The following is a 15,046-nucleotide window of genomic DNA, read 5'->3' as shown; positions in this document are numbered from 1 at the left end:
TCAGCCCTTGAGGCTGTCGAGGTCTTCCACATTGATCGTGTCCAGATTGCGGAACAGGACCACCAGGATCGCCAGGCCGATCGCCGATTCGGCGGCCGCGACGGTCAAAATGAAGAACACGAAGATCTGGCCCGCCGCGTCGCCCAGGTAATGGGAAAACGCGACGAAGTTCAGGTTCACCGCCAGCAGCATCAATTCGATGGCCATCAGCAGGATGATGATGTTCTTCCGGTTCAGGAAGATACCCACGATCGAGATCGCGAACAGGATCGCGCCCAGGACCAGGTAGTGTGCAAGCGATAAAGTCATGGGGTCTCCTTGGTCGGCGCCGCGGCGGCAGCAGCAGCCGTAGCTGCCTCGTCGATGGCGCGCTGGTTCACCGACTCCATCTTGACGATGCGCAGGCGGTCGTTACGCTGGACGCGGACAGCTGCGCCCGGGTCGATGGCTTTGCTGTCCTTGCGCTTGCGCAGGGTCAGGGCCACGGCGGCGATGATCGCCACCAGCAGGATCACGGCGGCGATTTCGAAGCCGTAGATATACCTGGTATAGATCAGGCGGCCGAGTTCCCTGGTGCCGCCGATGTTCAGGGCAGCCGCTTCCGGCGTCTGGGCGAAGCCGCTGTAGCCATGCCACAGCACCAGGGACATCTCGATCACGACCACGGCGCCGATGAGCAAGGCCATCGGCAGGTAGCCGAGGAAGCCTTCGCGCATGCGGTCGATATTAATGTCGAGCATCATCACGACGAACAGGAACAGCACCATGACGGCGCCGACATAGACCAGCACCAGCACGATGGCGAGGAACTCGGCCTTCAGCAGCAGCCAGATACCGGCCGCGTTGAAGAACGCGAGCACCAGGAACAGCGCGGCGTGGACCGGGTTCCTGGCAGTGATGACGCGCAGCGCGGACAGCACCATGATGGCCGCGAAGACGTAGAACAATCCAGTTGTAAATTGCATGACTGTACGAGACCTTTTTCTTGTTAGCGGTACTTGGCGTCAGCGGCGCGCGCGGCAGCGATGTCGGCTTCGTAACGGTCGCCCACGGCCAGCAGCATCTCTTTGGTGTAATAGAGATCGCCGCGCTTTTCGCCGTGGTATTCCAGAACGTGGGTCTCGACGATCGAGTCGACCGGGCAGGACTCTTCGCAGAAGCCGCAGAAGATGCACTTGGTCAGGTCGATGTCGTAGCGCGTGGTACGGCGGGTGCCGTCTTCGCGCTGCGCCGATTCGATCGTGATGGCCATGGCCGGGCACACCGCTTCGCACAGTTTGCAGGCGATGCAGCGCTCTTCCCCGTTCGGGTAGCGGCGCAGCGCGTGCAGGCCGCGGAAGCGGTTCGACATCGGCGTCTTTTCTTCCGGATACTGCACCGTGATCTTGCGCGACAGGGCGTAGCGCCCCGTCAGGGCCAGGCCCTTGAACAGTTCGGTCAGCATCAGGCTGCCGAGGATTTCTTTAATTCGGTTCATTTGAGTGCGCTTCCTTACTTCCAGATATTCCAGGACGTCTGCATGACGCCGGCAACCAGCACCAGCCAGACCAGCGTGATTGGAATAAACACTTTCCAGCCGAGGCGCATGATCTGGTCATAGCGGTAACGCGGGAAGGTGCCGCGGACCCAGATCATCATCGAGACCAGCAGGAACATCTTCACGAACAGCCAGAAGAAGCCGCCAAAGGCGCCGCCGAATTCGAGGATCGCGAACGGCGCATGCCAGCCGCCGAGGAACATGATCGACGCCAGGGTCGAGATCAGGATCATGTTGGCGTATTCGGCCAGCATGAACATCGCGTAGGACATGCCCGAGTACTCGACCATGTGGCCGGCGACGATTTCCGACTCTCCTTCCACCACGTCGAACGGGTGGCGGTTACATTCCGCGAGGCCCGAGACGAAGTAGATGACGAACAGCGGCAGCAGCGGCAGCCAGTTCCACGAGAACAGGTTCAAGCCGTGGCTCGCGGCCATGCCGACGGCCTGGCCGGCGACGATGTCCGAGAAGTTCAGGCTGCCCGAGACCATCAGCACCACGACCATCACGAAACCCATCGGGATTTCATAGGAAATCATCTGGGCCGAGGCGCGCATGGCGCCCATGAACGAGTACTTCGAGTTCGAGGACCAGCCGGCGATGATGATGCCGTACACCTCCATCGAGGTGATCGCCAGCAGCAGCAAGAGGCCTGCGTTGACGTTGGCCAGCGCCGCTTCCGGGCCGAAAGGCACGACCGACCAGGCGGCCAGGGCCGGCATGATGGTCATGATCGGGCCGAGAACGAACAGGCTTTTCGTCGCTTTCGCCGGAATGACGATTTCCTTGAGCAGCAGCTTGACCGCGTCGGCGATCGGCTGCAGCAGGCCCAGGGGACCGACGCGGTTCGGACCGACGCGGATCTGGATCCAGCCGATCAGTTTACGTTCCCACAGGGTGGCGTAAGCAACCAGGCCCATCAGCGGCAGCAGCACGCACAGGATCTTGATCACGGTCCAGATGACGGGCCAGACCGGCGCGATCGGGCTCGTTGCGCCAAGCGTGTAAAAATTATCGATAAAACCGGGCGTTGCCATTACTTGCCCTCCCCTGCTTTTTCAACATTGATAGAGCCAAACATGGCGCCGAGGGCAGCCGTTGCCGGATGCGCGGCCGCGACACGCACGACGTTCGCCGGCAGGCGGGCGTCGATGTCGGCGACCAGCAGCGCGCTGCCCGTGCCTTGCGTGACTTTCACCACGTCGCCGGCCTTGACGCCCAGCTTTTCAGCCAGTGCTTTCGGCAGGCGTGCCAGCGGCTGCTGGCCATCGGCCGTACGCAGCAGCGGTTCCGAACGGCGCGCGATGGCGTCGGCGAAATAGATCGGCACGTCGGCGAGGCGTTGCAGCGAACCGGACTCTTCCGAGCGGCTTGCTGCCGACGGGGCGATTTTCGCCACGTTGTTCAGCTTGGCCGACAGGTCGGTCACGCCCTTGCCCAGCGCTTCGTCGCGGATCGATTCGGCGGTGTCGTAGTCAAAACCTTGCAGGCCGAGCAGGTTGCCCAGCACGCGCAGCACTTTCCAGGCCGGACGGGTGTCGCCCAGCGGCTTGACGGTGCCGTTGAAGCTCTGTGCACGGCCTTCGCAATTCACGAAAGTACCGGCGGTCTCGCTGAACGGCGAGATCGGCAGCAGCACGTCGGCGTAGTCGAAACCATGCTTGAACGGCGACATGGCGACAACCATTTCGGCGCCCTGCAGTGCGGCCATGGCCTGCTGCGGGTTGGCGGCGTCGAGTTCCGGTTCCGCGTTAAGCAATACATAAGCTTTCTTCGGTACGCTGAACAGGTCGGCATTGGTGGTGGCACCAACGATGTGGCCGCCGACCGTGTTCGCCGCTTCGACAAAATAGCCGAAGCTGGCGCCGGTCGCGTCAGCGATCCATTGCGCAGCCGCGTGGATCTGCGACGCTTGTGGGTGATGGGAAACCGAGTTACCCAGCAGCACAGCGCCCGGCACGTCGCCGTCGATCGCAAGCAGCGAAGCAGCGATGGCGTTCGCGACGTCGCCCGCTTGCACGTTCTCGAAACCGGAAGGCGCAGCCACGTTCCTGGCGCCGGCAACAGCCGACACCACTTCCGACAGCACGGCCAGCCAGTCGTTCGGTGCTGCGATGAGCTTGTTCGCGGTCGGGATCAGGTTGTCTTCGTCCGAGCCGTGCAGGATCGACAGCTTGGCGCCGGCTTTCACAGCGGTGCGCAGGCGGGTGGCGACCAGCGGGTGGTCCTTGCGCAGGAAGGAGCCGATCACGAAGGCACGCTTCAGGTTCGACAGTTCGGCGATCGGCATGCCCAGCCATGGCGTCACGCTGCCGTCCAGGGCGAAATCGCTCTGGCGCAGGCGGAAGTCGACGTTGTTCACGCCGAAGCCGCGCATGGCTTTGTTCAACAGGTACAGCTCTTCGACGGTCGAGTGTGCGGTCGCAACAGCGGCGATCGAATCGGCGCCGTGTTCGTGACGGATGTTGCGCAGGCCGTGGGCGACGTATTCCAGCGCCGTCTGCCAGTCGGTCTCTTGCCACTGCCCGCCCTGCTTGATCATCGGGTTGATCAGGCGGTCGGCATTGTCCAGCGCCTCGTACGAGAAGCGGTCCTTGTCCGACAGCCAGCACTCGTTAATATTTTCGTTTTCCAGCGGCAGCACGCGCATCACTTTGCCGCCCTTGACCTGGACGATCAGGTTGGTGCCGAGCGAATCGTGCGGCGATACCGACTTGCGGCGCGACAGTTCCCACGGACGCGCCGTGTAGCGGAAAGGCTTGCTGGTCAGTGCGCCGACCGGGCACAGGTCGATCATGTTGCCCGACACTTCAGAGTCGACGGTCTTGCCGACGAAGGTCGTGATTTCCGAGTGCTCGCCGCGGCCCAGCATGCCGAATTCCATGACGCCGGCCACTTCCTGGCCGAAACGCACGCAACGGGTGCACTGGATGCAGCGCGCCATCTCTTCCATCGAGATCAGCGGGCCGGCCTCTTTCGGGGTGACCACGCGCTTTTCTTCGTTGTAGCGCGACTCGCCCTTGCCGTAACCGACGGCCAGGTCTTGCAGCTGGCATTCGCCGCCCTGGTCGCAGATCGGGCAATCCAGCGGGTGGTTAATCAGCAGGAATTCCATCACCGACTTCTGTGCCGCCACCGCCTTGTCGCTGTGGGTGCGCACGATCATGCCCGGCGACACTGGCGTGGCGCAGGCAGGCATCGGCTTCGGTGCCTTCTCGACTTCGACCAGGCACATGCGGCAGTTCGCGGCGATCGACAATTTCTTGTGATAGCAGAAGTGCGGGATATAGGTCCCGAGTTTGTTTGCGGCGTCCATCACCATGGAACCTGGTGCGACTTCGACTTTTTTGCCGTCTAATTCAATTTCAACCATTTGATCGTTACCTGACCTGGCTTAAAGGTATGCGGGCACTAGACACTGCTTGTGCTCGATGTGATGAATGAATTCCTCACGGAAGTTCTTGATCATGGCTTCGACCGGCATCGCGGCGGCTTCGCCGAGTGCGCAGATCGTGCGGCCCTTGATGTTGAACGCGACGTTATTGAGCAGCTCGATGTCTTCCGGGCGGCCCTGGCCGTTTTCGATACGGTGCACCATGCGGTACAGCCAGCCGGTGCCTTCACGGCACGGCGTGCACTGGCCGCAGGATTCTTCGTAATAGAAGTACGACAGGCGCAGCAGCGACTTGACCATGCAGCGCGTCTCGTCCATGACGATGACCGCGCCCGAACCCAGCATCGAACCCGCCTTCGCGATCGAATCGTAGTCCATGTCGGTTTCCATCATGACTTCGCCGCGGATGACCGGTGCCGACGAGCCGCCAGGAATCACGGCCTTGATCTTCTTGCCGCCGCGCATGCCACCAGCGAGTTCCAGCAGCTTGGCGAACGGCGTGCCGAGCGGGATCTCGTAGTTGCCTGGACGCTCGACGTCGCCCGAGATCGAGAAGATCTTGGTGCCGCCGTTGTTCGGCTTGCCGAGACCCATGTAGTTTTCCGGGCCGATGTTCATGATGAACGGCACGGCAGCGAAGGTCTCGGTGTTGTTGATCGTGGTCGGCTTGCCGTACAGGCCGAACGAGGCCGGGAAAGGCGGCTTGAAGCGCGGCTGTCCCTTTTTACCCTCGAGCGACTCCAGCAGTGCGGTCTCTTCGCCGCAGATGTAGGCGCCGTAACCGTGGGCGGCGTGCAACTGGAAGTTGAACGTCGAACCCATGATGCCGTCGCCCAGGAAGCCGGCGGCGCGCGCCTCTTCCAGCGCTTCTTCGAAACGCAGGTATTCCTGGAAGATCTCGCCGTGGATGTAGTTGTAGCCCACGGTGATGCCCATCGCGTACGCACCGATGGCCATGCCTTCGATCAGCGCATGCGGGTTGTAGCGGATGATGTCGCGGTCCTTGAACGTGCCCGGCTCGCCTTCGTCGGTGTTGCAGACGAGGTATTTCTGGCCAGGGAACTGGCGCGGCATGAAGCTCCACTTCAGGCCGGTCGGGAAACCGGCGCCGCCGCGGCCGCGCAGGCCCGAGGCCTTCAGGTCGGCAATGACTTGCTCCTGGGTGATGCCGCCCTCGAGGATACGGCGCAGGGCGGAGTAACCGCCGCGCTTGACGTAATCTTCCAGGTGCCAGTTTTCGCCGTTCAGATCCTTCAGGATCAGCGGATTGATGTGACGGTCGTGCAGGCTGGTCATTGCTTTGCTTCCTTCAATTCGTCAACCAGGGCGTCGATTTTCTCGTTGCTCATGAACGAGCACATGCGGTGGTTATTCACCAGCATGACCGGCGCGTCGCCGCAGGCGCCCATGCACTCGCCTTCCAGCACGGTGAACTGGCCGTCTTCGGTGGTGCCGCGGAATTCGACGCCCAGTTTATGCATCAGGTGATGCGCAGCGCGCTCGCCGCCCGACAGCGCGCACGGCAGGTTGGTGCACACGGTGATCTTGTGCTTGCCGACCGGGCGGGTGTTGTACATGTTGTAGAAGGTCGCGACTTCTTGCACGGCAATGGCCGGCATGCCGATGTAGTCGGCGATTTCCTGCATGGTGTCGGGCGACAGCCAACCCAGTTCGACCTGGGCGTGGGCCAGCGCGGCCATCACGGCCGACTGGCGCTGGTCGGCCGGATACTTGGCCAACTCGCGGTCGATTTTTTTATAGCACTGCTCAGATAACAACATAATATTTTTTCCTTCGGACTTATCGGACGAGCGCGTCACCGGTCAATAGAGCCGAAAACGATGTCTTGGGTGCCGATGATCGTGACGGCGTCGGCGATCATGTGGCCACGCGCCATCTCGTCCAGGCTCTGCAGGTGCGCATAGTCGGGCGTGCGGATTTTCAGGCGGTATGGCTTGTTGGCGCCGTCGGAGACGATATAGATGCCGAACTCGCCCTTCGGATGCTCGACCGCGGCGTAGGCCTCGCCCGGTGGGACGTGGAAACCTTCGGTGAACAGCTTGAAGTGGTGAATCAGCGATTCCATGTTCGACTTCATCTCTTCGCGCGCAGGCGGGACGATCTTGTGATTATCGATCATCACCGGACCCTGGTTCGCGCGCAGCCAGGTAATGCACTGCTTGATGATCTTGTTCGACTGGCGCATCTCTTCCATGCGGACCAGGTAGCGGTCGTAGGAGTCGCCATTGGTGCCGACCGGGATATCGAAGTCGAGCTTGTCGTACACCGCGTAAGGCTGCGTCTTGCGCAGGTCCCAGGCCACGCCCGAACCGCGCAGCATGGCGCCGGTGAAGCCCATTGCCTTCGCATCTTCCGGACTGACTACGCCGATGCCGACCGTCCTTTGCTTCCAAATCCTATTGTCGGTCAGCAGCGTCTCGTATTCGTCGACATAACCATCAAAACGCTTGGTAAACGACTCGATGAAGTCCAGCACCGAACCCTGGCGGTCTTCATTGAGCGCGTCGATCGCCTTCTTCGAGCGGATGATCGATTCCTTGTGCTTCGGCATGAAGTCAGGCAGGTCGCGATACACGCCGCCCGGACGATAATAGGCCGCGTGCATGCGCGCGCCCGACACCGCCTCGTAGACGTCGAACAGGTCTTCGCGGTCGCGGAAAGCGTACAGGAAAGGGCCCATCGCGCCGATGTCGAGCGCGTGCGCGCCGAGCCACATCAGGTGGTTCAGCAAACGCGTGATCTCGTCGAACATGACGCGGATGTACTGCGCGCGGATCGGTGCTTCGACGCCGAGCAGTTTTTCCACGGCGAGGACGTAGCCGTGCTCGTTGCACATCATCGACACGTAGTCGAGGCGGTCCATGTACGGCACCGACTGCAGGTAGGTGCGGGTTTCGGCCAGCTTCTCGGTGCCGCGGTGCAGCAGGCCGATGTGCGGGTCGGCGCGCTGGATCACTTCGCCGTCGAGTTCGAGCACGAGGCGCAGCACGCCGTGCGCTGCCGGGTGCTGCGGACCAAAGTTCAGGGTGTAATTCTTAAGCTCAGCCATTATTTCATCCCGTAGGTTTCTTCGCGGATCACGCGCGGAATGTTTTCACGCGGCTCGATCGTCACGGGTTGGTAGATCACGCGCTTCTGCTCGGGGTCGTAACGCATTTCGACATAGCCCGAAATCGGGAAGTCCTTGCGGAACGGATGGCCGATGAAGCCGTAGTCGGTCAGGATGCGGCGCAGGTCGCCGTGACCGTCGAACAGGATGCCGTACAGGTCGAAGGCTTCGCGCTCGTACCAGTTGGCGGCGCGCCAGATCGGGGTGATCGACTGCACGATCGGCATTTCGTCGTCAGTGGCGAAGACGCGCACGCGCACGCGCCAGTTGTTCGCCAGCGACAGCAGGTGCACGACCACCGCATAGCGCGGGCCGTCCCAGGTGCCTTCGCCGTACTGCGAGTAATCGACGCCGCAGAGGTCGATCATTTCTTCGAATGCGAGCGTTGGATCGTCGCGCAGGGTCTGCATCGCCTGGATGTAGTCGGCGGCCTTGACCACCACGGTCACTTCGCCGAGCGCCGCAGAAATGGCAGCGCCCTCGCCCAGTGCTTTTTCCAGGGCGAGTTGGAGGACTTCAAGTTTTGTCGTCATGGTGAATCCGCAGTTGCGGTCATTTTAATTAACGCGCGATGGTGTTGGTGCGCTTGATCTTGTTCTGCAGTTGCATGATGCCGTACAGCAGAGCTTCGGCAGTCGGCGGGCAGCCCGGTACGTAGACGTCGACCGGCACGATGCGGTCGCAGCCGCGGACCACCGAGTAGGAGTAGTGGTAGTAGCCGCCGCCGTTGGCGCAGGAGCCCATCGAGATGACCCAACGCGGCTCAGCCATCTGGTCGTAGACCTTGCGCAGCGCCGGCGCCATCTTGTTGCACAACGTGCCGGCGACGATCATCACGTCGGACTGGCGCGGCGATGGACGGAACACAATGCCGAAGCGGTCGAGGTCATAGCGGGCTGCGCCCACATGCATCATCTCGACCGCGCAACAGGCCAGGCCAAACGTCATCGGGAACATCGACCCGGTGCGCGCCCAGTTGATCAGCTTATCAGCTGTGGTGGTAATGAAACCTTCGTTTAAGACGCCTTCATGAATAGCCATGGCTCATTCCCAATCAAGGGCACCCTTCTTCCAGATGTACCAGAAGCCAACGATGAATTCGGCGATAAACACCATCATCGTGACGAAGCCGGTCCAGCCCAGTTCGCGCATGGAGACGCCCCATGGGAAGAAGAATGCCGTTTCCAGATCAAACAAAATAAAGAGAATCGCGACCAGATAGTACCGGACGTCGAATTTCATGCGCGCGTCTTCGAAGGCTTCGAAGCCGCACTCGTAGGGGGAGAGTTTTGCCGCGTCGGGACGTTGCGGTCCGAGCAGATATCCGAGCACCTGGGGTGCGACGCCGACACCGACGCCAATCAGGATGAAGAGAAGAACGGGGAAGTAATTTTCGAGGTTCACGATGAAGCCTGTTAGAACGATCGGTTAATGAAACCACTGCATGCCTGCAGCGCCGTATCGCGCAATCCTGGCTCGTGCCTGCTACCAGGACCGAACGACTGATCCTCGTAAAAAAGCCAGCTCAGGCATGAGAGCAATTGCTCGTTTGCCCTTGCTGGCTTTTTCTATATCTTGGTGCCGACGGCGAGACTCGAACTCGCACAGCTTGCGCCACTACCCCCTCAAGATAGCGTGTCTACCAATTTCACCACGTCGGCTGGAGACCAGAATTATACCCTGCCTTAGCACCTTTTTTCAATGCTCAAATTGAGCCATCGCAAGGAAAAACAGGGAATTTCTCAAACCTCCTCACGCTGAGCCGTCGAAAGCACGGCGCGCGGCGTTCAAGAACCGGACAAACGCCCTGGTCGGGGCACTGCCGGGGGTTACTACAGTCTTTCGACCGCTTTACTGCTGCATATCGGGCGCTTACCGTAGGGTGGGCCTCGGCGGCCCCGCGGCCTCCCGCCCACGCGTTCAACGCACGCTTGCACGTCGAATCGTCCCTCCACCCTGCCCTTACTACCTGGCCGCCCACGCAAGCCAGCCCAAGCCAACCCACGCAAACAATCAAAACAATATTACTTCTTCGGCACCGGAGCTGCCGGCGTCGACTGCGCAGCAGGCGCTGGCGACACCGTTGCAGGCACCGTCTCCGCAGGACCCGGCGGCACATCGGCCGTCGGCGCGGCCGGCACGCCGGCGGTCGGCGACACTGCTTCAGCCGGCGCCGTCGTCGCAGGCACAGTCGCACCCGCATTCGCAGGCACGCCCTTGGCCGGCGCTGCCATGCGGCCCATCACGCCGTTGTCCTGCACCGCAGCTGGCGTACGGTTGTTGCCGATGTAAGCCAGCGCCAGGGTCGAAGCGAAGAAAATCGCTGCGGCCACCGCGGTCGACTTCGACAGGAAGTTCGACGAACCACTGGCGCCAAACAGGCTGCCCGACGCGCCGGAACCGAAGGCGGCGCCCATGTCGGCACCCTTACCGTGCTGCAGCAGCACGAGGCCGATGATGGTCAGCGCGGAGATGACCTGCAAGACAATAACAAGATTGAACAACACGTTCATTACAGTTCCATTCCAAGTTTAACTACGTTGCAAATTCTGAAAATCCAAAACCTGGCGCCTGCTTGCGCGGCGATGCTCAAGCTGCAGCAATGATCGCCAGGAAGTCCGCCGCCTTCAGGGCCGCGCCGCCGATCAGGCCGCCGTCGATATCGGCCTGGGCCAGCAGTTCGACCGCGTTGTCCGGCTTCATGCTGCCGCCGTACAGGATCGCGACCTTCTCGCTTGCGGCCGCGCTGCGTTCGCGCAGTTGGCTGCGCAATTGCGCATGCACTTCCTGCGCCATCGCCGGGGTGGCCGTCCTGCCGGTGCCGATCGCCCAGACCGGTTCGTAGGCAACGACGATACGCTCCACGGCATCGCCGTCAAGCAGCTCCAGCACGGCCGACAATTGTTTGCCGACCACAACATTTGTCTGTCCCGCTTCGCGCTGCTCGAGCGTTTCGCCCACGCAGACGATCGGGGTCAGGCCGGCGTTCAGTGCCGCCAATGCCTTCTGCGCCACTTGCGCGTCCGTTTCGCCATGGTAGGCGCGGCGCTCCGAGTGGCCGACGATGGCGTAGCGGCAACCGAAATCGACCAGCATCGAGGCGGCGACTTCACCCGTGTAGGCGCCGCTGGCGTGAATCGACACGTCCTGCGCGCCCCAGGCCAGCTTGCTGCCGGCCAGGGTGTCGGCGCATTGCTGCAGATACGGGGCGGGCACGCAGACGGCGGCGCTTGCCTTGCCGTTGCCGAGACCAAGGCCGTCGACAATGCCAGCGAGCAGCGTCGCGTTGGTCGCGCGGCTGCCGTTCATCTTCCAGTTACCTACAACGAGTTTGGGACGCATATTACCCCACAGTCAAATAACCCGCTATTCTAGCTGCCGTTGATGGGTCGGTCAAACAATGGCGTAGGGTGGGCATGCCCACGCGGGAGGCTTGCATGGTGTTGGCGAGGTCTTTCCTCAAAGGAGGCCAACACGGTGCGGCATTCACGCGTGGGCGGAGCCCACCCTACGGTCTTGAGGTATCTTCTGGCACGGGCCAGGCGAGACGGTTTTACCGGTCGTCACACCACCTGCAACACAATCTTCCCCACATGCGTGCTCGACTCCATCAACGCATGCGCCGCCGCCGCCTCGGCCAGCGGGAAGGTTTTATAGATCACCGGCTTCACCTTCCCCGCCTCCAGCAATGGCCACACGTGCTCGCGCAGCTTGCCGGCAATCGCCTCCTTGAACGCCACCGGCCGCGGCCGCAAGGTCGACCCGCTGATCGTCAACCTCCGCCGCAGCACCTGCGACAGGTCGACGTTCGCCTTCGCCCCGCCCAGCAGCGCAATGATCGCGATGCGCCCATCGTCCGCCAGACAATTGATCTCGCGCGCCACGTAGTCGCCGCCCACCATGTCGAGCACGACATCGACGCCGCGCCCGCCGGTGAGCTCCTTCACTACCGCCACGAAATCCTCGTCCCGATAATTGATCCCGCGCTCGGCGCCAAGCTCTTCGCAGGCCCGGCATTTGTCGGCGCTGCCGGCGGTCGCGAAGACCCGGTGCCCCATGCCTGTTGCCACCTGGATCGCGGTGACACCGATCCCCGAGGTGCCGCCCTGCACCAGCAGCGTCTCGCCTTCCGACAAGCCGGCGCGATCGAACACATTCGTCCACACCGTATAAAACGTTTCCGGCAGCGAGGCCGCCTCGACCATGCTGAGCCCGGCAGGCACCGGCAGGCATTGCGCCAGCGGCGCCGCGCAATATTCGGCGTAGCCGCCGCCCTGCACCAGCGCGCAGACCATGTCGCCCTTCGCGAAACCGCTACCCGTCAGATCGCCATCGACGATCTCGCCCGCCACTTCCAGCCCCGGCAAATCGGATGCGCCCGGCGGCACCGGGTAGTTTCCTTGTCGCTGGAACACGTCGGGCCGGTTGATGCCGGCGGCGTGAACGCGGATCAGCACTTCGCCCGGTTTCAACTCAGGCATCGGCCGCTCGCAAAGCTGCAGTACCTCTGGCTTGCCCGGCTGGGTGATTTCGATTGCGCGCATGGTCCGGCCTCCCTTAAGAAAAGAACAATTGTACGTCAGCGTCAAGCGCCGCGTTTTTTGCTCGGTTCTTTGTTGGGTTTGTTGCCGCCGGGCGAATTTTTTTCTTATTGCTGTGCTCAAACGCAAACAAATTCTTTAGCGCATCAGTTTTGTGGGGAACTTTAGAGCTAGCGCAACGAACTCGACCGTGGCTACCTTGTCCACCCTACCCGCGCCGCATAGATTGGTGGACGCGCTCGGCAGTACGGGCCGTTTCCGCTAATCACCGAAGGAGCACGATCATGCATTCGCTGTCTGCTGCCCTGTCCAGCCTCGCCCGCCGCACGGCGGATGCGTTTTCCCGCCCCACGCCGGCCAGGCGTCCGCGCCGCGGCATGCTGCTCGGCGGCGTCGCGCTGGCGATCGCCCTCGCCCTGCCCGGCCAGCACCTCAGCGCCCAGGACTGGAATACCGAGCACTGGACCGGCACCTGGGGCGCGGCGCCGGCAGGTCCTCCTCCGGCGGCCGGCCTGCAGACCTTCACCGACCAGACCCTGCGCCTGATCATCCACACCAGCATCGGCGGCAACCGCGTGCGCATCCGCGTGTCCAATGAATTCGGCACCACGCCCCTGCGAATCGGTGCGGCCCATATCGCCGTGCGCGGTGCGGGCTCCGACATCGCACCGGGCACGGACCGCGCGCTCACTTTCAGCGGCAGCCCGGCGATCACGATCCCGGCCGGCGCTCCGGTGCTGTCCGATCCGGTCGAACTGAACGTGCCGGCACTGGCCGACCTCGCCATCAGCCTGTATTTGCCGGGAACGGTCGAGGCGACCACGATGCACAACATCGCTTCACAGACGAACTACGTTTCGCTGGCCGGCGACTTCACCGGCGCGGCCACGCTGCCGGTACAGCGCACGATCACGAACTGGCCCTTCCTCACGGAGGTGGATGTGGACAGCGCCGGCCCGGCTATCGTGGCACTGGGCGACTCGATCACCGACGGCACGCGCAGCACGGTCGACACAAACAACCGCTGGCCCGACTGGCTGGCGCGCCGCCTGCAGACGGTGCGCGATCCGGTTGCCGGCATCAACGGCCGGCCAGGCGTGGTCAATCGCGGCATCAGTGGCAACCGCCTGCTCGGCATCAACCCGGCCAACCTGCTATCGGGCCGCAGCGTCCTCGAGCGTTTCGACCGCGACGTGCTCGCGACCGCCGGCGTGCGCTACATGACGCTGATGACCGGCATTAACGACATCGGCAACAGCCCGAACACGAACCCCGCATCTATTCAACTCACGGCCGCCGACCTGATCGCCGGCTACCGCCAGGTCATCGCGCGCGCCCACGCCAGGGGCATCGCCGTGTACGGCGCGACGCTCACGCCCTTCGAGGGTGCGGGTTATTACTCGCCCGAGAAGGAAGGCGTGCGCGCGGCCGTGAACAACTGGATTCGTGGCAGCGACGAGTTCGACGGCGTGATCGACTTCGACCTCGCCACGCGCGACCCGGCGCATCCGACCCGCTTCCTGCCGGCCTACGACAGCGGGGATCATTTGCATCCGAACGATTTGGGTTACCAGGCGATGGGGAATGCCGTGCCCCTGACGCTGTTCCGGTCGCTGGGGGTGGCGGGCTTGAAGGGGGTGCGGCAGAAAGCGGCGGCGACCGCGGAATGAGTCGTGCGAGCCGCCGGCCTTGGCGGCGGCTGTTTTGGTCGGCGACATGGGACGCAGCGTGTCTCATCAACACGAAGTTCCCTCGTCAGCGGCCACGAATCAGCCTTGCCGCTGATAAAACCCGCGGGACTACCTCAACCGCCTCCCGTCCTCGACTGCAGCGGCAGCGGCGTCCCCACCTTCCACGTCCGCGACAGCGCCTGCGCCTCCTCGATCTGCTCCTGCGTCATCGTCTTCGCGATCGCCGCGCGCTGGCCCACCGCGTTGTTGTTGCCGCCCGCCGCCGCCAGGTTCCACAGCATGTAGGCGATGACCGGATCCGCGGGCACGCCGGCCACGTGGTAGCGGTACATCAGCCCGAGCGCGTGCTGGGCTTCGCCGTGGCCCTGCTCGGCCGCCTTGCGAAACCAGGTGACGGCGTGTTTCTGGTCCTGCGGTACGGCGTTGCCGGTGTAGTACATGGCGCCGACGACATACTGGGCGTCGGCCTTGCCCTGCTGCGCCGCTTTCAGGTGCCACTGGAAGGCCTGCTTGTAGTCGCGCGCGACGCCGCGGCCCATGTAGTACATCAAGCCCAGCAGGTGCTGGGCTTCGGGATTGCCTGCGCGCGCCAGCGGCGCGATTTCTTTCAGCGCCTGCGGGTAGTTGCGCGCATTGTAGGCGCTTGCGCCTTCGGGGAAACCTGCCTGCGCCGCACCGCACAGGCACAGGGCAAGCAGGATCGCTACGGTGTATTTTTTCATTGTCTCGTGCGTGGATCGGTCTTTCGCC

16 protein-coding genes and 1 tRNA gene are annotated in these 15,046 nt (G+C 62.8%); 1 reads left to right on the top strand and 16 read right to left on the bottom strand.

Annotated elements, in window-relative coordinates; translation table 11 throughout:
- From nuoK to AC1MEM_RS11890, 15 genes are all read right to left on the bottom strand, one after another.
- Positions 1-309: an NADH-quinone oxidoreductase subunit NuoK gene (gene nuoK, locus AC1MEM_RS11960; protein ID WP_136218558.1), complete on the bottom strand. Its 309-nt coding sequence runs from the start codon at positions 307-309 to the stop codon at positions 1-3.
- Entirely contained in the window at positions 306-965 is a 660-nt protein-coding gene (locus tag AC1MEM_RS11955) for an NADH-quinone oxidoreductase subunit J (RefSeq protein ID WP_499477462.1), read from the bottom strand. The genes nuoK and AC1MEM_RS11955 overlap by 4 nt, the downstream gene beginning before the upstream one ends.
- 23 nt (positions 966-988) lie before the next feature.
- On the bottom strand, positions 989-1,477 hold the full coding sequence (gene nuoI / locus AC1MEM_RS11950) for an NADH-quinone oxidoreductase subunit NuoI (RefSeq protein WP_290423001.1): 489 nt from the start codon (positions 1,475-1,477) through the stop codon (positions 989-991).
- Between the two features lie 14 nt (positions 1,478-1,491).
- Positions 1,492-2,577 carry an NADH-quinone oxidoreductase subunit NuoH gene (gene nuoH, locus AC1MEM_RS11945; protein WP_499477460.1) on the bottom strand — a complete coding sequence of 362 codons (1,086 nt, stop codon included), beginning with the start codon at positions 2,575-2,577 and terminating at the stop codon, positions 1,492-1,494.
- On the bottom strand, positions 2,577-4,913 hold the full coding sequence (nuoG, locus tag AC1MEM_RS11940) for an NADH-quinone oxidoreductase subunit NuoG (protein WP_499477458.1): 2,337 nt from the start codon (positions 4,911-4,913) through the stop codon (positions 2,577-2,579). Before nuoG ends, nuoH begins: the two co-directional genes overlap by 1 nt.
- Before the next feature lie 21 nt (positions 4,914-4,934).
- Entirely contained in the window at positions 4,935-6,230 is a 1,296-nt protein-coding gene (gene nuoF, locus AC1MEM_RS11935; protein WP_499477456.1) for an NADH-quinone oxidoreductase subunit NuoF, read from the bottom strand.
- Complete coding sequence (gene nuoE / locus AC1MEM_RS11930) at positions 6,227-6,715, bottom strand: NADH-quinone oxidoreductase subunit NuoE (RefSeq protein WP_499477455.1); 489 nt, start codon at positions 6,713-6,715, stop codon at positions 6,227-6,229. The genes nuoF and nuoE overlap by 4 nt, the downstream gene beginning before the upstream one ends.
- 35 nt (positions 6,716-6,750) lie before the next feature.
- Positions 6,751-8,004 carry an NADH-quinone oxidoreductase subunit D gene (locus tag AC1MEM_RS11925; protein WP_499477454.1) on the bottom strand — a complete coding sequence of 418 codons (1,254 nt, stop codon included), beginning with the start codon at positions 8,002-8,004 and terminating at the stop codon, positions 6,751-6,753.
- Positions 8,004-8,597, bottom strand: coding sequence for an NADH-quinone oxidoreductase subunit C (locus tag AC1MEM_RS11920; RefSeq protein WP_499477452.1), 594 nt, complete (start codon positions 8,595-8,597; stop codon positions 8,004-8,006). Before AC1MEM_RS11920 ends, AC1MEM_RS11925 begins: the two co-directional genes overlap by 1 nt.
- Before the next feature lie 28 nt (positions 8,598-8,625).
- Positions 8,626-9,105 carry a NuoB/complex I 20 kDa subunit family protein gene (locus AC1MEM_RS11915; protein WP_056333529.1) on the bottom strand — a complete coding sequence of 160 codons (480 nt, stop codon included), beginning with the start codon at positions 9,103-9,105 and terminating at the stop codon, positions 8,626-8,628.
- Positions 9,106-9,108: 3 nt separating this feature from the next.
- The gene (locus AC1MEM_RS11910; protein ID WP_499477450.1) at positions 9,109-9,468 is read right to left on the bottom strand and encodes an NADH-quinone oxidoreductase subunit A; all 360 of its coding nucleotides are present in this window, start codon (positions 9,466-9,468) and stop codon (positions 9,109-9,111) included.
- A 172-nt stretch (positions 9,469-9,640) separates the two neighbouring features.
- Positions 9,641-9,725 (bottom strand) — tRNA-Leu (locus tag AC1MEM_RS11905).
- Between the two features lie 363 nt (positions 9,726-10,088).
- Complete coding sequence (gene secG / locus AC1MEM_RS11900) at positions 10,089-10,577, bottom strand: preprotein translocase subunit SecG (RefSeq protein ID WP_499477449.1); 489 nt, start codon at positions 10,575-10,577, stop codon at positions 10,089-10,091.
- A 76-nt stretch (positions 10,578-10,653) separates the two neighbouring features.
- Entirely contained in the window at positions 10,654-11,406 is a 753-nt protein-coding gene (gene tpiA / locus AC1MEM_RS11895; RefSeq protein WP_499477448.1) for a triose-phosphate isomerase, read from the bottom strand.
- A 221-nt stretch (positions 11,407-11,627) separates the two neighbouring features.
- A complete protein-coding gene (locus AC1MEM_RS11890) occupies positions 11,628-12,608 on the bottom strand; it encodes an NAD(P)H-quinone oxidoreductase (RefSeq protein WP_499477447.1) in 981 nt (326 codons plus the stop codon).
- A gap of 281 nt (positions 12,609-12,889) precedes the next feature.
- Between AC1MEM_RS11890 and AC1MEM_RS11885 the strand changes: the two genes are divergently transcribed.
- On the top strand, positions 12,890-14,275 hold the full coding sequence (locus AC1MEM_RS11885; RefSeq protein ID WP_499477446.1) for an SGNH/GDSL hydrolase family protein: 1,386 nt from the start codon (positions 12,890-12,892) through the stop codon (positions 14,273-14,275).
- 134 nt (positions 14,276-14,409) lie between these two features.
- On the opposite strand, the gene AC1MEM_RS11880 is transcribed toward AC1MEM_RS11885, so the two are convergent.
- On the bottom strand, positions 14,410-15,018 hold the full coding sequence (locus tag AC1MEM_RS11880; protein ID WP_499477445.1) for a tetratricopeptide repeat protein: 609 nt from the start codon (positions 15,016-15,018) through the stop codon (positions 14,410-14,412).
- Positions 15,019-15,046 lie beyond the last annotated feature (28 nt).

The sequence above is a fragment of the Telluria sp. AIW5 genome (assembly GCF_056680575.1).
This window is presented reverse-complemented; position numbering and strand designations above follow the sequence as displayed.